Genomic DNA, 18,509 nt, shown 5'->3' with positions numbered 1-18,509 from the left:
CTACCTGAAAACGTAGCGCAGCGAAGTTTCTGCGAAGCTAAAACCTTTCGCCAAGTATTTTCAGGTAGCCTTTACAGTCGGCCTACTCTTCCGGCTGTTCGCCGTCGGTGTCGTCGCGTTGGCCTTCGGTAATCTCGATATTGATGCCGACTTCCTTGCGGATTTGCGCTTCGATTTCGGCGGCCACTTCCGGGTTTTCCTTCAGCCACACGCGCACGTTGTCTTTGCCTTGGCCGATTTTGTCGCCGTTGTAGCTGTACCACGCGCCGGATTTTTTGATGATGCCGACTTTATCGCCCCAGTCGATCAGCTCGCCTTCGCGGCTTACGCCTTCGCCGTAGAGGATGTCGAACTCGGCTTGGCGGAACGGCGGCGCCACTTTGTTTTTAATCACTTTCACGCGGGTTTCGTTGCCCAGGATGTCATCGCCCTTTTTAATTTGGCCGATGCGGCGGATATCGAGGCGCACGGAGGCATAGAACTTGAGCGCGTTGCCGCCGGTGGTGGTTTCCGGGCTGCCGAACATCACGCCGATCTTCATGCGGATTTGGTTGATGAATACCACCAAAGTGTTGGTTTTCTTAATGTGGCCAGTGAGCTTGCGCAAGGCCTGGCTCATTAGGCGGGCTTGCAGGCCCACGTGGCTGTCGCCCATTTCGCCTTCGATTTCTGCTTTCGGCACCAGCGCGGCCACGGAGTCGATCACCACCATGTCCACACCGCCGGAGCGCACCAGCATATCGCAGATTTCCAGCGCCTGCTCGCCCGTGTCCGGCTGCGACACCATCAGCTCTTCCACCTTCACGCCCAGCTTGCGCGCGTAAATCGGGTCGAACGCGTTTTCCGCATCGATAAAGGCACACACGCCGCCGTTTTTCTGGCACTGCGCGATGGTTTCCAAGCACAGTGTGGTTTTGCCGGAAGATTCCGGGCCGAAGATTTCCACAATGCGCCCGCGCGGCAAACCGCCCACGCCCAGCGCCAAATCCACGCCCAAAGAGCCGGTGGAAATCACTTCCAAGTTTTCGTCCTGATGGCTGCCGTCCATCTTCATGATGGCGCCTTTGCCGAAATTCTTTTCAATCTGCGCCAGCGCGGCGGCCAGAGCCTTTTTCTTATCGTCTTCAGGAGTAGACGCTTTATCTGCCTTGTTTTTTGCTTCTGCCATAATCAATCCCTGTTTCTGAAGTGTGAATAAATCTGGCGGATTATCGCACAAAGCACCGCCGCTGTGTTTGCCGGAAAGCGGTTGAAACTTGAGCGCCCTGCCCGATGCTGGCAATATATAGTGAATTCACAAAAACCGGTACAGCGTTGGCTTGCCTTGCTGTACTATTGTACTATCTGCGGCTCGCCGCCTTGTCCCGATTTAAATTTAAATCCACTAGAGCGCCATTTAATCCATACATTGCAGATACCCAACATGACTCAATCCGATGCCCAACACGAACAACACCCGCGCAGCATCAAATCTTTCGTTTTGCGCCAAGGCCACATGACCCCCGCCCAACAGCGTGCCATCGATGAAAACTGGCCGCGCTTCGGCCTGGATTTTCAACATGCGCCTGTTGATTTAAACGCCGCCTTCGGCCGGGAAGCCCCCAAAATCCTCGAAATCGGCTTCGGCATGGGCACCGCCACCGCCGAAATCGCCAAAAGGCTACCTGAAAAAGATTTTCTCGCCATCGACGTGCACGGCCCAGGCGTGGGCAATTTGTGCAAACTCATGGCCGAACAGGATATTGCCAATATCCGCGTGATGCGCCACGATGCCGTAGAAGTGGTGGAAACCATGCTGTCCGACGCCTGCCTAAGCGGCATCCACATCTTCTTCCCCGACCCCTGGCACAAAAAACGCCATCACAAACGCCGCCTGATTCAAGCCCCCTTCGTGGCCAAACTGCTGCCCAAACTCAAAAGCGGCGGCTATATCCACCTCGCCACCGACTGGGAAGAATACGCCGTGCAGATGCTCGAAGTGCTGAACAGCTTCCCCGAGCTGCAAAACACCGCCGAAGCCTACGCCCCCACCCCGGCCTACCGCCCCGAAACCAAATTTGAAGCCCGCGGCAAACGGCTCGGGCATGGCGTGTGGGATTTGGTGTTTGAAAAACGCTGACGGCAATTTTCAGGTAGCCTTTGCCCACCGCTCTTTGCCCGCATACCAACATTTCTCTACCCGATTCAAAACAGGCTACCTGAAAGCGCAGCTTCAATAAAACCCGCTTCAGGTAGCCTCTTGCCAAGCCTGCCCATCTTCTCCCGCCATGCCCTTCACCCTTGCCCACCCCGTTGCCGTGCTGCCCTTTGCCCGCTGCCGCCGCGTCCACTTCCCGGCCATGGTTATCGGCAGCCTCGCGCCAGATTTCGTGTATTTCCTGCACGGCCGCGCCGTGCCGGGCGGGCATAATTTGGCAAATCTGCTGTGGCCGAACCTGCCGCTGTGTTTCGCACTCTACGCGCTCTATCTTGCCTTGTGGCACCACACCTTGCGCGACTTCCTGCCCGACTGCCTCAATGCGGCCTACAGGCTACCTGAACATGCCATAGCCGCCCCGCACAAACGCCGCCAAACGGCAGCCGTGCTGTTTGCCTTTGTTTTCAGCACCCTGTTCGGCATGATTACCCATTTGTTTTTAGATGCCTTCACCCACCCGACCGGCTGGTTTGTGCAACATTTTGCCCCGCTGCAACAGACCGTGTTTGCCCTGCCGGCCTATAAATGGCTACAATATGGCGGCGGCGTGTTCGGCTTGGGCGGCTGCCTGCTGTTCGCACTCCACACCGCCCGCCGCCGACCGCACCGCTCGGCCAAAACCGCACGGCAGAAAAGCCTCTTCTGGGCAAGCTGCACCCTGCTGATGCTCTGCGGCTGGGCACTCTGGCAAACCGCCGCGCCTATCCCGTTGGCTCACGCCGCCACCCAAACCATCCGCCTCATCGACTGCGCCGTGCTCGGATTCTCACTGCTCTGCGCGGTACGGCGCTTAGCTTTCAGCTAGCCTCAATCTCTTCCCGCCGTTTAGCCAAACCAACACAAAAGGCTACCTGAAAAGTGCGAAGCAAAAACCCGCCTTGCACTTTTCAGGTAGCCTTTTCCAACAATTTGCGGCGCTGTGCCGTTTATACCGCCTCGTTCTTGCTCAAAGTGAAGCCTGTGAAGCCGAACACGAGGGTGAGCAGCAGGCTGAGGTAGCAGAAGAAGGCGTAGGGCAGATATTCGATTACGGGTACGCCCAGGGCGTGGTGGATAAACACGCCGCACACGCTCCAGGGCACGAGCGGGTTGGTTACCGTGCCTGCGTCTTCCACGGTGCGGGCGATGTTGCGCGGGTGCAGGCCGAGCCGTTCGTAGATGGGCTTGAAGGTGTTTCCGGCCAGGAGCAGGCTGAGGTATTGCTCGCCGATGAGTACGTTTACGCCCAGCGAAGTGGCGGCCACGGTGAAGGTGGCGCGGCCGGCGTTAACCAGCATATGGCTGATGCCGGAGAGCAGCGCGGGCAGGATGCCCAGGGCGTTGAGCAGGCCGCCGAGGCTGAGGGCGAGGATAACGATGGTTTGGGTGAAAAACATGCTGCCGATGCCGCCGCGCGAAATCAGCTTGGCCACATTGCCCAAATCGGTGCCTTCTGGCGGCGCGTAGCCGTTGAAGAAGTAGCCGCCAAGCTGTTCTATGCTGGGGCTGCTGTGCAGGTAGGTGAGCACGAGGGAAACGGCGATGGTGATGATGATGGTGTAAATCGCGTTCACACGGCGCATGGCCAAAACGATCAGCACGGCAAAGGGCAATAGGGTGTAGCCGTGCACTAAGCCGCTGGCCTGCAGCTGGGCTTGGAAGGCGGCCACGCTGCTTAAATCGGCGGCAGCGGTGTGGCCGGAGAGCAGCCAAAGCAGCAGCGCGGTAAGCAGCCAGGCGGGGATGGTGGTGTACATCATATTGCGGATGTGGTCGAACAAATCGATGCCCACAATGGAGGCGGCAATGCTGGTGGTGTCGGAAATGGGCGACATTTTGTCGCCGAAAAACGCGCCGGACACCACCGCCCCGGCCACCACGGCCGGATTAGCACCCAAGGCGCTGCCCATACCGATAAAGGCCACGCCTAAGGTGGCGCAGGTGGTGAGGCTGCTGCCGATGGCCATGCCCACCATCGAAGTGAGCACGAAGGCGGAAAGATAGAAAAACTGCGGCGAAATCAGCTCGAAGCCGTAATACATCAGCGTGGGAATCGCGCCGGACACCATCAGCGCCGACACCAGCAAACCAATGAAAAAGAAGAGATAAATCGCGCCGATGCCGGAGAGCACGCCGCGCGCCATGCTCAGCTGCATACGGCCGAAATCCAACCCTTTAGCTTTGCCGAAACAGAGCAGCCCGCACAGCACCAAAATCACCGACAAATGCGGCACCCAGCCGAAATGAATCATGGTAATGCCCATCACGGCCACCACCAACGCAGCCATCACCGCAGCCTCGCGCGGTTGCATTTCCAATAGAGCTTCTTTGGTTTCGTTCACTTCCGTCTCCTCCCGCTTCAACTTGGCAGTTTGTGCCACAAATTTTGTAAAGAGGCTGTCAAACTACCATTTCCCGCCCGGCAAGGCAATCCCGGCATCAGCAATACCTATTTTAAAAGGGCACAGATTCGCCTGATTTGTGTTTCAGGCTACCTGAAAGCAGTTTAGAATCATATTAGAAATGAAGTTTATGCAATAAAATTGCAAAATATTAGGCATTATAAAAAATAAATGTCTCACCTCTATTCCCGGCAGCACTTGCAACAAACACATGCTATTCAGCTAAAATAGGCCCCAACCGAAAGGCTACCTGAAAAATGCCGCCTTTAGCTGTTTGAACTTCTGTTGCAGTTCATGCTTTCAGGTAGCCTCAAATATTCTATAAGTCATCACATTAAACAGGACCCGAACCATGCCAGAATACCGCTCCAAAACCTCCACCCACGGCCGCAACATGGCGGGCGCGCGCGCATTGTGGCGCGCCACCGGCGTGATGGAAACCGACTTCGGCAAGCCCATCATCGCAGTTGCCAACTCGTTCACCCAATTCGTGCCCGGCCATGTCCACCTGCACAACATGGGCCAACTGGTTGCCCGCGAGATTGAAAAAGCCGGCGCAATCGCCAAAGAATTCAACACAATCGCCATCGACGACGGCATTGCCATGGGACACAGCGGCATGCTGTACTCCCTGCCCAGCCGCGATTTGATTGCCGACTCTATCGAATATATGGTCAACGCCCACTGCGCCGACGCGCTGGTGTGCATTTCCAACTGCGACAAAATTACCCCCGGAATGCTGATTGCCGCCATGCGCCTGAACATCCCGACCATCTTCGTTTCCGGCGGCCCGATGGAAGCGGGCAAGGTCATCGGCGTGGCCAACATCCAGCCCGAACGCCGTTTGGACTTGATTGACGCCATGATTGAATCGGCGGACGACAATGTCAGCAACCAACAGGTCGAAGAAGTCGAACAAAACGCCTGCCCGACCTGCGGCTCCTGCTCGGGCATGTTCACCGCCAACTCCATGAACTGCCTGACCGAAGCGCTCGGCCTGTCCCTGCCCGGCAACGGTTCCTACCTCGCCACCCACGCCGGCCGCAAAGAATTGTTCCTCGAAGCGGGCCGCATGATTGTCGAAATCACCAAACGCTATTACGAGCAAGACGACGAAACCGTGTTGCCGCGCAGCATCGCCACCAAAAAAGCGTTTGAAAACGCCATGACCATGGATATCGCCATGGGCGGTTCCACTAACACCATCCTGCACTTGCTCGCCGTCGCCAACGAAGCAGGCGTGGATTTCAAAATGGCCGACATCGACCGCCTGAGCCGCGTCGTCCCCTGCATCTGCAAAACCGCGCCCAACAACCACGACTACTACATGGAAGACGTGCACCGCGCCGGCGGTATCTTCGCCATCCTGAAAGAACTGGACAAAGCAGGCAAACTGCACACCGACGTGTACACCATCCACGCGCCGACGCTGAAAGACGCGATTGAAAAATGGGACGTGACCAATCCCGAAAACACCCACGCCATCGAACGCTTCAAAGCCGCCCCCGGCGGCGTGCGCACCACCCAAGCATTCTCGCAAAACCGCATGTGGAAAACCCTCGATCTCGACCGCGAAAAAGGCTGCATCCGCAACGTCGAACACGCCTACTCGCAAGACGGCGGTTTGGCGGTCTTGTTCGGCAACATCGCCGAACGCGGCTGCGTGGTGAAAACCGCAGGTGTGGACGAGAGCATCCTCAAATTCACCGGCCGCGCCCGCGTGTTTGAAAGCCAGGAAGCCGCCGTCGAAGGCATTTTGGGCAACCAAATCGTTGCCGGCGACATCGTCATCATCCGCTACGAAGGCCCCAAAGGCGGCCCCGGTATGCAGGAAATGCTGTACCCGACAAGCTACCTGAAATCCAAAGGCCTCGGCAAAGCCTGCGCCCTCTTAACAGACGGACGCTTTTCCGGCGGCACATCAGGTTTGTCCATCGGCCACGCTTCGCCCGAAGCGGCGGAAGGCGGCGCCATCGGCTTGGTGCACGAAGGAGATACGATTGAAATCGACATCCCTAACCGCAGCATCAACCTGAAAGTGTCCGACGAAGAACTCGCCGCCCGCCGCGCCGAAATGGAAGCACGCGGCAGCAAAGCGTGGAAACCGGAAAACCGCGACCGCTACGTCTCCGCCGCCCTGCGTGCCTACGGCGCCATGGCGACTTCCGCTGACAAAGGCGCGGTGCGGGATGTGAGCCAAGTGGAACGCTGATTGGTTTTCAAGCCCTGTGCAATTTTCAGGCAGCCTGTATCACCATACAGGCTACCTGAAACTTTAATGACTAACCCGAATAGATATGAGGTACAATATAAAGACATTGATTTTTAACTGGTTAGCTAACTAAAGGAGGAGCATCATGAGACATTCTGTATGGCGTTTACCATCCATTGCAACGCTTGTATTGGCAATCTTCTCTTTGTCGGCAGCCGCGCAAACCTGTGTGGTACCGAATCCGGATATGCAATCGGGCGATAAAGTGAATCTGCGTGCCCAGCCCACCACACAAAGCCGGATACTGGCGCAATTGGCCGATGACGAAGAGAAACTGGATTTTTTGGGCAAACAAGGGAACTGGTTTCACGTTCGGCGTTTATATGGCGGCCGCCATGTGGAGGGATATATCCATAAAAGCCAGGGCCATCTGCTGCATAGCTATATTGTGAGCAGCCGCGACGGCTATGCCAATGTCCGCACAGAACGGCAAGACCAAGACAATGCTGGGACAAGGATACAAACTGGTCAACTGCGCACGGGCACGCGGGTATGGGTGCTCCCAGAGTGGAATGAAGGCGACTGGCTATATATTGCCAAACCGATGGATGGTTTCATCCACAAAAGCCAGCTGCGGCAGGAAACATCGGGACGCTGCCAATAGCCGTTTGGTTTTCACTTTGTTGCAACACAAACTTTCAGGTAGCCTGTATTACTATGCAGGCTACCTGAAATCGTTAAGCTTCAATGCAGTGAAAAACTTGATACAATACGCCCGATGGGAAAGCCAGCTATACAGGCTTCTCCATCATCTTGCTTCATCCTACTGCCTGCTTTCAGGCAGCCAATTATTAATCCTTATCCATTCACACACATCATGACACACACCTCTCCTGCCGTTTGGCGGCAAAAAATCGGTGCCGTTGTTTTGCACCAAACCACCCAGCTGGCCATTCTCCTCATCATCGTTTTAAACGCCATCATCCTCGGCCTGCAAACCTCGCCCGCCATAATGGCACGTTGCGGTGCGCTGCTGCATTGGCTGGATATGGCCGCGCTGATTATTTTTATTGTGGAATTGGCGGCGAAATTCATTGCTTTGGGGCGGCGGTTTTTCCGCGACGGCTGGAATGTGTTCGATTTCCTCGTGGTGGCCGTGGCGCTATTGCCCAATGCAGGCGCGCTTTCGGTGTTGCGCTCGCTGCGCGTGTTGCGCGTGCTGCGGCTGATCAACCGTATGCCGCAGCTGCGCCGCATTGCCGATGCCATTTTGCAGGCCGTGCCGGGCATCGGGGCGATTGCGGGGCTCATGGGCATTCTGTTTTACGTGGGCGCGGTGATGGCCACCACGCTCTTTGGCGAGCGCTTCCCCGAATGGTTCGGCAGCTTGGGCAAATCGCTGTATACGCTGTTTCAAGTGATGACGCTGGAGAGCTGGTCGATGGGCATTGTGCGCCCCGTGATGGAAGCCTATCCAAATGCCTGGCTGTTTTTCGTGCCGTTTATTTTGGTGTCTGCCTTTGTGATGCTGAACTTATTCGTGGCTGTGATTGTAGATACCATGTCTAATCTGCATTCCACCGACCCGGAGGCGGAACACCAGCCCGAAACGCCACAAACAGGCCAAATCTTGGTGAGCAGCGCCGAGCTGGTGCGCCTGCATCAAGAAATAGCCGAAATCAAAGCCTTGCTGCGCGAACGGCAGGCAAAATAATTCAGGTCGCCTGTTTAGCCGCAGGGGCTACCTGAAACGCACGATCCCGCTTTTCAGCTAGCCTTTGCCGGCCCATGCCTGCTTTCGCCCCACCCTATTGAGCAATCTACCATGACTGCCGCCCTCCACCTACGCATCTGCCTCGATTTTATTGAAACCGCTTTGCTCAATAGCGGCAGCAGATGGGAGACAAGCGAACTCTACGAAGCCCACCAACGCGCTTGGGGCTATCTCCGCTGCCCCCAAAGCGAATGGACGCAAACCCATACCACTCCGCACTACCCGACCGGCAGCGATTTGCCCACCCTGCTGACCGCACGCAATTTCCTCGCGCCTTATGCCGCGGATTACGCCCAAGCAACGCACGAATCAGCCTTTGCCCATGCCTTGGCACAATATGATGCCAACCTGCCTGAAGCATTTGCCCGATACCGCCAAATGCGTTTAAACGATATCGGCGCAATCCGGCCGATGCCGATTACGCCCGAACAGCTGGCCGAGTTGCAGGCATACCCAGGGTTTGAAACCATTTTGGTAGAGGATTGGGCCGATGAAGCAGAGCTGTTCAAGCGCGTGCCGGTGCAGGAAATCGTCTTGCAATCACTGGACTTTTTAGAGGAATACGTCCGCCCCTACAGCCGAAGCCACCAAATGTTGTTCGATTATCCCGCCGCTACCCGCGCCTTTTTCCAAAGCCGGCTTTCCTCTGCCGAGCTGGCAGCAAAATGTAGGCAGCATTGGCAGCATCAAAGAAACCAATTCAATGGCATTCCCCATCTGCGCCGCCAAGAAGCGGCCATGGGCTTTTTCCTGTGGGAAGCCGCATGGAACGAAGAGTTGGCCAGCCAAGAAGGCGTGCAAGACCCGCCGTTCTTCTATTTCCTCGACAATCTCACTGAAATCAATGCCGGCCTGGCCCTGCAATGGCGGGATTATGTTGCGCCCTTATTGAGAGCCGCATAAACGCAGCCCGTGCATATCTAAAGTTTCAGGTAGCCTGTATCGCCACACAGGCTACCTGAAACTTTATCTGGCACAGCAATTTAGATATGATGGCGGCAGGTGAATCCGTAACGAATTTCCTCCAATCAACCCAACTCAGGAGCAAGCCCATGCTTTCATCACTGCATACCCGAACTGCCGCCTGCGCCACCGTACTGTTGGCACTATCCGCCACAGCCGCCGCCCATGTTGCCCCCGATAGCTGCGGCCTGCCCGACAGTGCGATACCTGCCAGCTATCTGGCTACCAACCACAACAGCGAAAAAGTCAATATCCGCGCCCAGCCCAACACCCGCGCCGCCATCCTTGCCGTTTGCGACAATCAAAGCGAAGCCGCCATCCTCGGCAAAAGTGGCGCGTGGTACCGCGTGCGGCTGGCCGTGCGACCAAACCAGCCGGCAGAGCGGCGCATCGTCAACGGCTATGTGCACCAAAGCCAGGTCAGCCTGCGCCATGTTTATACCGTGCACAGCGCCGACGGCTCGGCCAACCTGCGCCTGAATGCCAACAGCCGTGCTGAAATACAGCAACGTATCCCCAACGGCACCACCGTGACCGAACACCCCGCCAAGCGCCAAGGCGACTGGCACTATGTGAGCGTACACGGCAGCGACAGCGACACTTATGGCTATGTGCACAAAAGCCAGTTGAGGCCGAAAGCCGGGCGTTAAGCAGTAAAACATTTCAGGTAGCCTGCCATACCCAAGTAGGCTACCTGAAACTTTATCCGGCGCACTAATTTGGCTATGATTGCGCCAAACTAATCGCCTGGCTACTCGCTAAACTCTCCAATCATCATGCCGACCCTGCATATCCGCACCCCCAATCCCACGCTCTATATCGCCTTCTTGGCGCTCGGTTTATTGAACGCCATCAAATCGGGCGTCATTTCGCCGGAAGCAGGCATTTGGACATTACGCACGCCGAAAAATTATGATGAAATCCTGCCCTACTGCCCGCCGAAATTGCAGAATATCATTGCGTGTTTCGATGAGTTAGACCTACTCTCCCGGCTCGATGCCGTTGCATACGCCCAAACCATCGACCGCCTGCTGCACGATTTGCAACAAATCGTGGCGGAACATTCCGAACCATACGATGTCCATTTAAGCATAAGCGGCTAGTTTCATCGTGAGCTGAAACCCTACCACTCTGCTTCCACCATCATAAAAGGCTACCTGAAAACCAGAAAATCGGTTTTCAGGTAGCCTTTAACTATGCCGTTTCAAGCACTACTGCTTCATCGCATTCACCAGCGCGTTCACGTTGTAGCGGAACATTTGCTCATAAGTAGCAGCGGGAGCGCCGCGGCTCAGGGCGTCGGAATAGAGCTTGCCGTTTACGCGGATGCCGGTTTCGCGCGAGATGCGTTCCACCATGCGCGAATCTTTGATGTTTTCGCTAAACGCGGCGCGGATGCCTTGGCTGCGGATTTGGCGGATTAGGGCGGAAACCTGGCGGGCGGAAGGCTCAGCTTCGGTACTCACGCCTTGCGGGGCGATGAATTCGATGCGGTAGCGTTTGCCCATGTAGTTGAAGGCATCGTGCCCGGTGAGCACTTTGCGCCGTGCCTGCGGCACGCTGTTGAATTGGGTTTGCGCCCATTGGTGCATGGCATCGAGGCGGGCTTGGTAGCCGTTGAGGCGCTGCTGGTAATAAGCGCGGCCTTGCGGGTCGACTTTAATCAGCGCGTCGGCCACGTTTTGGGCATAGGTTTTCATCAGCACGGGATCGTTCCACACGTGCGGATCGAATTCGCCGTGATGGTGGTGGCCGTGGTCATGACCGTGGCCGTGGTGGTCATGGCCGTGATCATGATCGTGGTCGTGATCATCGTCGTCGTGGTCTTCGGCCTTCATCGGCTGGATGTTTTTGGTGGCCTCGGCAAACGGCACGCCGCTTTGGCGGATGCCGCGCATCACCGCAGCCTGCTCAAAACCCAAGCCGTTCACCAATACGAGCTTGGCATTGCGGATGCGCTGCATATCGCGGCTGGTGAGGTTGTAGGCATGCGCGTCTTGGTCAGGGCCGACCAGGTTGCTCACGTTCACGCGCTCGCCGCCCACCTGCTTGGCCACGTCACCCAAAATGCTGAAGCTCGACACCACTTCCAGCGGCGCGGCATACAGGCTGCCGGAAAACAGCGCGGCAATCAGGCCGAGTTTCCAATGCTTCAATTTCATCTTTTACTCCTTATGTTTGGTTGTCATATGAGCCTTCCGGCTCGTCCGTGAGGCTACCTGAAAACAATTTTAGCTTTGTGGAAGCTTAAGCTTTCAGGTAGCCTTTAAACCTATTAGCCTCTCTTGGCTGGCCCAGCCAATCAAGCCCGCAAATGCCTGCCGCGCCACCATTTCGGCAGCATCCCGCCCTCGCGCCCGATAAACAGCGACACGGCATACACGCCGCCCAGGCACAAAATAATCGCCGGGCCGGAGGGGATATCCACATGGTAGGAAAACAGCAGGCCGCAGAAGCTGCAGGCGAGCGCAATCAGCACCGCGAGCGCAATCAGCCCGCCCATGCTGCGCGACCACAGCCGCGCGGTAATCGCCGGCAGCATCATCACGCCCACCGACATCAGCGTGCCGATGGCCTGAAAACCGGCCACCAAATTCAGCACCACCAGCATCAGAAACAGCACATGCCACAGCCCGCCACGCCCGTTTACCGCGCGCAGAAACAGCGGGTCGATGCTCTCCAGCATCAGTGGGCGGTAGATCAGCGCCAACGTCAACACCGACACCGCGCTCACGCACAACACCAAAATCAGTGACGGCGTATCCACCGCCAGTACAGAGCCGAACAAAAGATGTAGCAAATCCACATTGCTGCCGTAGCTGCTCACCAGCACCACGCCCAAGGCCAGGCTGGCCAGATAAAACGCGGCAAAATTCGCGTCTTCCTTCAAATTGGTGTGGCGGCTCACCAAGCCGGCGAGCAGCGCCATCGCCAGCCCGGCGGCAAAACCGCCCAGGCTCATGGCGGGCAGGCTGAGCGAACCGGCGGCAATATAGCCCGCCGCCGCACCGGGCAGCACCGCATGACCGAGCGCATCGCCCACCAGGCTCATGCGCCGCATCACCAAAAACACGCCCACCGGCGCCGCGCCCACGGCCAAAAACAGCACGGAAGCAAGGGCATAGCGCATAAAATCGTCGGCAAAAGGTTCGATCAGGAGCTGGGAGAGGGTCATGGTGTGTGCTTATTCGTGATAAATAGGTTGGGTTTTATTGTTCAGTTGCGTGGCAACTCATGTTTTCAGGTAGCCTGCTTGGCAGGCAGCTGGCCGTTGGCAGTGATTACGCCTTCGCCCACGGCGGTGCCGCCTTCCATAATCCAAAATTCCGTGCCGGGGCGCAGGGCGGAATAATCCACGCGGCCGGGATAGAGGTAATCCAGCCCGGCTTGCAGCGGCTCGCCGAATCGGGTGTGTTCAAACGCGGCAAACACGATGCCGAGCATTTCGCGGCTACCTTTGGGCGCGAAGTGCGGGCGGTAGCCTTCGGCAGGAAAGTGTGTACGGCTGCGGATGCGCTGCGGGAACGCTTCGGCGGAGAAATCTTCGCTGCAGTTTCGGAAGAAAACAACGGTGGCGGCAAACATAGCGTTCAGGCTACCTGAAAACTCAAGCGGCGCACCATTCGCTCGGTTCGGTGCGGTGCATGGCTTCGGCGGCCTGTTTCAGGTAGCCTTCGGTGAGCACCTCGGCAGTGGCGCCGCTGGCGATTTTTTCGCGGGCAATCAGGAAGGTGTGGGGGAAATAGGCGCGCACCTGCTCATAATCGTGCAGCACTGCAATCACGGCGCGGCCTTCGTTTTGGTGGCATTGGCGCAATACTTCCAGCAATTCATAAGTGGTGCGCGCGTCCACGGCGTTGAAGGGCTCGTCCAGCAGCAGGAATTTGGCGTCCTGCACCAACATGCGGGCAAACAGCACTCGCTGGAATTGGCCGTTGGAAAGCTGGCCAATGCTCCGGCGGGCGAAATCGGCCATGCCCACGCGCTCGAGCGCAGCGTGCACCCGTTCGCGCTGTGCGGGTTTGGTGCCGCCGAAAAAGCCGATTTCATACCACAAGCCCATGGCGGCCAGCTCATACACGGAAATGGGCTGGCTGCGGTCGATATCGGACTGCTGGGGCAGATAGGCGATATCGCGGCGGGCGAGGCCTTGCCATTGCACGCTGCCGGTGCTGGTTTTCAACAGCCCCATGATGGCTTTGAGCAGGGTGGATTTGCCCGCGCCGTTGGGGCCGAACACCGCCCACATGCTGCCGGGCGCGAATTCGCCGCAAATGTGGTGCACGGCGGGATGGCGGCGGTAGCTCACGGTGAGATTGTCGAACACGATGCTCATAGTGCGGCGCCCGTCCAGGCAAACACGCCCAGCATCAGGGCGATGAGCGATACGGCCAAAAGCAAACGGCTGCCGGCGCCGCGAAGTAACCAAGAGTGCATAGTGTGTGCTGAATGTTATGTTGTAACGGGCGGCATGATACTCTATAACATGTGCTTTTTCCATAGCCGGAAGGCTACCTGAAACGCAGGCAGAAAATGCCGCTGCGTTAATTTAGTGCAGACAAAGTGCCAATTTGTTGGCAATATTGAAAAATACTTGCCGCACAGCGCAGTTGCCCCAACCTCGCAGCCGCGCCGTTTCCCTAGCACGAGGTATGAAGGAGCCAAGCGTTTGGCTATAATGATCAGATTGCTTGCGCCTACTTACCCTTCCCTCCCCGCCCACCAAGGAATAACAATGAAGAAACTGCTCCTGCTCGCTATTTGCGCCGGCCTGCTCGCTGCCTGCGGCGGCCAAGTCCAAAGCGAGGCTTCCGCCCCCAAAGGCGACAACGCCAACCTGCTCAATCTCTACAACTGGGCGGATTATGTCGATCCTGCCACCCTCACCGCCTTCACCGAGAAAACCGGCATCACCATCCGCTCCGCCTACTACGACAACAACGAAACCCTCGAAGCCAAGATGCTCAGCGGCAGCAGCGGCTACGATTTGGTGGTGCCCTCCATTTCCAACGTAGGCCGCCAAATCCAAGCCGGCGCCTACCAGCCCATCGACAAAAGCCAAATCCCCAACTACAGCAATCTCGACCCGCACCTGCTCAAGCTGATGGAGCAAGTGGACCCCGGCAACAAATACGCCGTGCCCTATTTTTGGGGCATCAACACGCTGGCCATCAATACCCAAATGGTGCAAAAAGCCCTGGATGGTAAACCCATGCCCGAAAACGTGTGGGATTTGGTGTTCAATCCCGAATACACTGCCAAACTCAAATCCTGCGGCATTTCCTATTTCGACAGCCCGCTCGAACAATATCCATTGGCGCTTAACTACTTAGGCAAAGACCCCAACAGCACCAAGCCCGAAGACCTGCAAGCGGCCACCAACATGATGCGCGCCGTACGCAAAGACATCCGCATCTTCACCGCCTCTACCTACATCAACGACCTCGCCGTCGGCAACCTGTGCGTGGCCGTGGGCTACGGCGGCGATTTGAACATCGCCCGCAACCGGGCCATCGAAGCCGGCAACGGCATCGACATCCAAGTGCTCGTGCCCAAAAACGGCCTGGCGGTGTGGATCGACTCCCTGATGATTCCCAAAGATGCGCACCACCCCGCCAACGCCCTCAAATACATCAACTACACCCTCGATCCCAAAGTAGCCGCCGCCAACGGCAGTTTCGTTACCTATGCCCCCGCCAGCCAGCCAGCCCGCGCGCTGATGCCCGAGGCATACCGCAACAACGAATCCATCTTCCCCAGCGAAGAAGCCATGGCCAACAGCTTCGTCATCCTGCCCAAAGACCCACACACCAGCCGCCTAATGACCCAGCTCTATCAAAGGCTGATGGCGATTAAATAACGGCAATGCCAGCAAACCACAAAAGGCTACCTGAAAATTTCAGGTAGCCTTTTAGCCAATTTGGCTGCGATGCCCGAGCAAACTGTATTACGCTCAACTTTCAGGTAGCCTGCAAGGGGTGGCTTGCAACCACAATATTAAGGAAGAGAGCTCACTCCCCCACCATTTACCGTTCCAGTATGCCACATCAAGGCTACCTGAAAGCAGTAATCCCAACGAAATCAAAACAACCGGCTTGAGTGCTTAGGCAATTAACCTTTCAGGTAGCCTTTCCCAAAGCAAAACGCCCGAGCCAAAGCCCGAGCGCGTATATTCCAATCAAACCGTTCAGCCGAAGAACATCTTGGAGAACAGCAGGCCGAAGGCCAAGCTGAAGCCCATGCTCAACAAGCCGGGCAGCATAAAGCTGTGGTTGAAAATAAACTTGCCGATTTTCGTCGTGCCCGTGCTATCGAAATCGATGGCGGCAATAATCGGGCCGTAGTTCGGAATGAAGAAATAGCCGTTCACCGCCACGAATGTGCCGATGATAATCGGCGCGGGTACGCCCAGCGAAATGGCCACTGGGAACAGCGTCGCCACGGTGGCGCCCTGGCTGTTCACCAACACGGAAAGCACAAACAGCGCAAAGGCAAACGCCCACGGCGCGCTCTGCACCAAGCCGGACACCGCCTGCTGCACTTCGTCCAAATGCCCGTGCATCAGCGTATCGCCCAGCCAGGCCACACCGAATACGGCAATCACGGCGCGCATACCGGCATGGAACACCGAGCCCTGCGTAATCGCATTGCCATCTGGTTTGCAGGTAACAATAATCAGCGCGGCAGCGGAAAGCATCACAATTTCAATGGTGTGCGCCATACCCATCGGTTTATCGTTAAACACCGGGCGCAGCGAAGGCATCGCGCCGAGCAGCACCACCAAAATAGCGGCAAACAGGAAAATCCCCACCGAAATCTTAGCCTTGCCGCTCACTTGCGCATCGGCGGCAACGGTTTCCGTGTCATACAGCTTGCTGTAGGCCGGGTCTTTCAGGCGGCGTTGGTATTCCGGATCGTCTTTCAGCTCTTTGCCCATCCGGTTCACCAACACGCAGGCAATGCCGATACCGATAATGGTGGAAGGCACGCTCACTTTAAGCACGTCTGCCATCGTAATATGCTGCGGCTCGAGATAGCTCACGCAGGCCACCACCGCCGCCGCAATCGGGCTGGCCACAATGGCAAACTGCGAAGCAATCACCGCCATGGTGAGCGGGCGTTCCGGGCGGATACCGTTTTTGCGGCTCACTTCCGCAATCACCGGCAGCACAGAATAGGCCACATGCCCCGTACCGGCCAAAACGGTGAAGGTGTAGGTAACCATCGGCGCGATAAAGGTGATGTATTTCGGGTTTTTATGCAGCACGCGGGTGGCGATTTTAATCATATAGTCCAAACCGCCGGCCGCCTGCATCGCCGCCGCTGCCGACACCACTGCCATAATCATCAGCATCACATCAATCGGCGGGCTGGTGGGCTCCAAACCGAAACCGAACGACAATATTGCCAAACCGATACCGCCGAACACACCCAAGCCAATACCGCCCACCTGGGCGCCGGCCAAGATGCACAACAGCACCAAGGCAAACTGAATAAAAAACTGCGCATGTTGAGCAAAGAAGCTCATTATGGTCTCCAAAGTAAACTTATGTATGCAAAAAGGAGCGCTGAGTTTACCAAAATTTATCCCGCAAATAAAACGGATTTTATTTTCAGGCAGCCTTTATTCAATATAACAAATTGTATATAAAAATAAATTTTTAATTTCTCATAACCAATCCTATCCTGCATATCCTGCCCGACACAGCCATCCCCGCAGCATTCCGTACACCGAATCGCAAACATTTCTTAACAAATAAGCCAACAAAAATCCCATGCCGTGAAAGCATGGGACAGGAATTGGAGCGGGTAACGGGAATCGAACCCGCATAGTCGGCTTGGGAAGCCGGTGCCTTACCATTAGACGATACCCGCAAAACAGGAGTGCGCGCAGTATAGAGGATTTCCCGGCAAACCGCCAGCCCGCGCTAATCGCGGAACACCGACCCGCCCGGCAACCCATCCCGCGCCTGCGCCTCGCCGCCCGCCATGCAGGCCGGATAATCCCATCCAACCGCCCACCCTGCCGATAGCCGCACCACCCACCAATAGCGGCATATTTATAGTGAATTAAATTTAAATCAGGACAAGGAGGCGAGCCGCAGACAGTACAGATAGTACGGCAAGGCGAGCCAACGCTGTACTGGTTTTTGTTAATTCACTATAAAAGGGCACCATTCCTCACCGCGCCCTATCACAAAAAGTTTCAGGTAGCCTTTTCGATTTGAGGCTACCTGAAACCCATCCCCGCCCGGTATAGCGGAAGATACTTACTTTCCCATACAAGATCGCGTATGGAATGTACACGCGCGGTTATCTGATAATCAGGCAACCGCGCGTGAGCAAGCTTGCACATTCTATTGATGGGGGCGGTGCTGGCTCTGCTTTTGTTGATCAGTCATTTTGCAGTCTCCGATTGAGATGATGGAAATAGTACTTTAAGAACAAATGTAGCAGTTCGTTGCCGATAGGGGTTTTCATCAGGATCACATCTTTTCCCCCTACCCCAAGGATTCGGATTCTGCTCAAATTTCGAATAGCCTAGTTCTAGCACAAAAACATACATCGTTTTTTCAGCCATTAGTGTGTTGGTTTGAGTGTCAATCACCTTGATGGTTGTTCCCGCTATCCAATGTTTGCGATTTTCCCAAGAAACATCGTTTTCGTAGGTAACGGCATAACGGGCAGGATGGCGAGGATTAGGTTCAATATGGAATGGATGATCTATGGTAATTTGCCAATCTCCGCTATAGCGGATAATGGAATTATCTTTTTGTAATACATCAACATATTTATAACCGGAACTTCCTTGGAAATTATGCATCGCATAAGGCAGAAAACCATCAATATAACCATTTCTAAACCAGCCACTCTCCACCGCCGCATCCTCCCACATCTGGTCTTTCCGCGGGTTGTAGCTGTAGTTCTGATACTTCTCGTCATCCCCGCGCACTTTCAGCAGCAGGATGCCGTCCACATTGT

The 18,509-nt window shown here is 56.1% G+C and carries 17 protein-coding genes and 1 tRNA gene; 9 read left to right on the top strand and 9 right to left on the bottom strand.

Annotated elements, in window-relative coordinates; genetic code table 11:
* Window positions 1-82 precede the first annotated feature (82 nt).
* Window positions 83-1,168 (bottom strand): recombinase RecA, encoded by a 1,086-nt coding sequence (gene recA / locus HMPREF2541_RS11260; RefSeq protein ID WP_064086646.1) that lies wholly within the window; start codon window positions 1,166-1,168, stop codon window positions 83-85.
* A 255-nt stretch (window positions 1,169-1,423) separates the two neighbouring features.
* On the opposite strand from recA, the gene trmB reads away from it, so the two are divergent.
* Window positions 1,424-2,119: a tRNA (guanosine(46)-N7)-methyltransferase TrmB gene (gene trmB, locus HMPREF2541_RS11255; RefSeq protein ID WP_064086647.1), complete on the top strand. Its 696-nt coding sequence runs from the start codon at window positions 1,424-1,426 to the stop codon at window positions 2,117-2,119.
* 148 nt (window positions 2,120-2,267) lie between these two features.
* On the top strand, window positions 2,268-3,002 hold the full coding sequence (locus HMPREF2541_RS11250) for a DUF4184 family protein (protein WP_070543623.1): 735 nt from the start codon (window positions 2,268-2,270) through the stop codon (window positions 3,000-3,002).
* A gap of 121 nt (window positions 3,003-3,123) precedes the next feature.
* Here HMPREF2541_RS11250 and HMPREF2541_RS11245 read toward each other — a convergent pair whose 3' ends face one another.
* A complete protein-coding gene (locus HMPREF2541_RS11245) occupies window positions 3,124-4,488 on the bottom strand; it encodes a Na+/H+ antiporter NhaC family protein (RefSeq protein ID WP_070543646.1) in 1,365 nt (454 codons plus the stop codon).
* 442 nt (window positions 4,489-4,930) lie between these two features.
* On the opposite strand from HMPREF2541_RS11245, the gene ilvD reads away from it, so the two are divergent.
* From ilvD to HMPREF2541_RS11215, 6 genes are all read left to right on the top strand, one after another.
* Entirely contained in the window at window positions 4,931-6,790 is a 1,860-nt protein-coding gene (ilvD, locus tag HMPREF2541_RS11240; protein WP_070543621.1) for a dihydroxy-acid dehydratase, read from the top strand.
* Between the two features lie 145 nt (window positions 6,791-6,935).
* Window positions 6,936-7,454, top strand: coding sequence for an SH3 domain-containing protein (locus HMPREF2541_RS11235; protein ID WP_081253347.1), 519 nt, complete (start codon window positions 6,936-6,938; stop codon window positions 7,452-7,454).
* A gap of 213 nt (window positions 7,455-7,667) precedes the next feature.
* Window positions 7,668-8,504 (top strand): ion transporter, encoded by an 837-nt coding sequence (locus HMPREF2541_RS11230; protein ID WP_070543619.1) that lies wholly within the window; start codon window positions 7,668-7,670, stop codon window positions 8,502-8,504.
* 111 nt (window positions 8,505-8,615) lie between these two features.
* Window positions 8,616-9,467, top strand: a complete 852-nt coding sequence (locus tag HMPREF2541_RS11225) for a hypothetical protein (protein WP_070543617.1) — start codon at window positions 8,616-8,618, stop codon at window positions 9,465-9,467.
* A 149-nt stretch (window positions 9,468-9,616) separates the two neighbouring features.
* Window positions 9,617-10,177, top strand: coding sequence for an SH3 domain-containing protein (locus HMPREF2541_RS11220; protein WP_049259386.1), 561 nt, complete (start codon window positions 9,617-9,619; stop codon window positions 10,175-10,177).
* 126 nt (window positions 10,178-10,303) lie between these two features.
* Entirely contained in the window at window positions 10,304-10,630 is a 327-nt protein-coding gene (locus HMPREF2541_RS11215) for a hypothetical protein (protein WP_049259387.1), read from the top strand.
* Window positions 10,631-10,738: 108 nt separating this feature from the next.
* Here the strand turns inward: HMPREF2541_RS11215 and HMPREF2541_RS11210 are convergent, their stop codons facing one another.
* The 4 genes from HMPREF2541_RS11210 to HMPREF2541_RS11195 form a co-directional block, all read right to left on the bottom strand.
* The gene (locus tag HMPREF2541_RS11210) at window positions 10,739-11,683 is read right to left on the bottom strand and encodes a metal ABC transporter solute-binding protein, Zn/Mn family (protein WP_049259442.1); all 945 of its coding nucleotides are present in this window, start codon (window positions 11,681-11,683) and stop codon (window positions 10,739-10,741) included.
* 146 nt (window positions 11,684-11,829) lie between these two features.
* Window positions 11,830-12,702, bottom strand: coding sequence for a metal ABC transporter permease (locus HMPREF2541_RS11205; RefSeq protein ID WP_049259389.1), 873 nt, complete (start codon window positions 12,700-12,702; stop codon window positions 11,830-11,832).
* A gap of 65 nt (window positions 12,703-12,767) precedes the next feature.
* The gene (locus HMPREF2541_RS11200; RefSeq protein ID WP_053093172.1) at window positions 12,768-13,112 is read right to left on the bottom strand and encodes a hypothetical protein; all 345 of its coding nucleotides are present in this window, start codon (window positions 13,110-13,112) and stop codon (window positions 12,768-12,770) included.
* 22 nt (window positions 13,113-13,134) lie between these two features.
* The gene (locus tag HMPREF2541_RS11195; RefSeq protein WP_064086657.1) at window positions 13,135-13,863 is read right to left on the bottom strand and encodes a metal ABC transporter ATP-binding protein; all 729 of its coding nucleotides are present in this window, start codon (window positions 13,861-13,863) and stop codon (window positions 13,135-13,137) included.
* Between the two features lie 399 nt (window positions 13,864-14,262).
* Here HMPREF2541_RS11195 and HMPREF2541_RS11190 point away from each other — a divergent pair, with 399 nt between their 5' ends.
* The gene (locus HMPREF2541_RS11190; RefSeq protein WP_070543615.1) at window positions 14,263-15,387 is read left to right on the top strand and encodes a polyamine ABC transporter substrate-binding protein; all 1,125 of its coding nucleotides are present in this window, start codon (window positions 14,263-14,265) and stop codon (window positions 15,385-15,387) included.
* A 327-nt stretch (window positions 15,388-15,714) separates the two neighbouring features.
* Here the strand turns inward: HMPREF2541_RS11190 and HMPREF2541_RS11185 are convergent, their stop codons facing one another.
* The 3 genes from HMPREF2541_RS11185 to HMPREF2541_RS12285 all read right to left on the bottom strand — a co-directional run.
* On the bottom strand, window positions 15,715-17,055 hold the full coding sequence (locus tag HMPREF2541_RS11185; protein WP_049259395.1) for an anaerobic C4-dicarboxylate transporter: 1,341 nt from the start codon (window positions 17,053-17,055) through the stop codon (window positions 15,715-15,717).
* Window positions 17,056-17,328: 273 nt separating this feature from the next.
* Window positions 17,329-17,402 (bottom strand) — tRNA-Gly (locus HMPREF2541_RS11180).
* 523 nt (window positions 17,403-17,925) lie between these two features.
* A partial coding sequence (locus tag HMPREF2541_RS12285) for a hypothetical protein (protein ID WP_070543614.1) occupies window positions 17,926-18,509 on the bottom strand: 584 nt, incomplete at its 5' end.

This window comes from Eikenella sp. HMSC061C02 (assembly GCF_001809035.1).
GTDB lineage: Bacteria > Pseudomonadota > Gammaproteobacteria > Burkholderiales > Neisseriaceae > Eikenella > Eikenella corrodens.
Note: the sequence above shows the minus strand (reverse complement) of the source record. Positions and strands in the feature narration are given on the sequence as shown.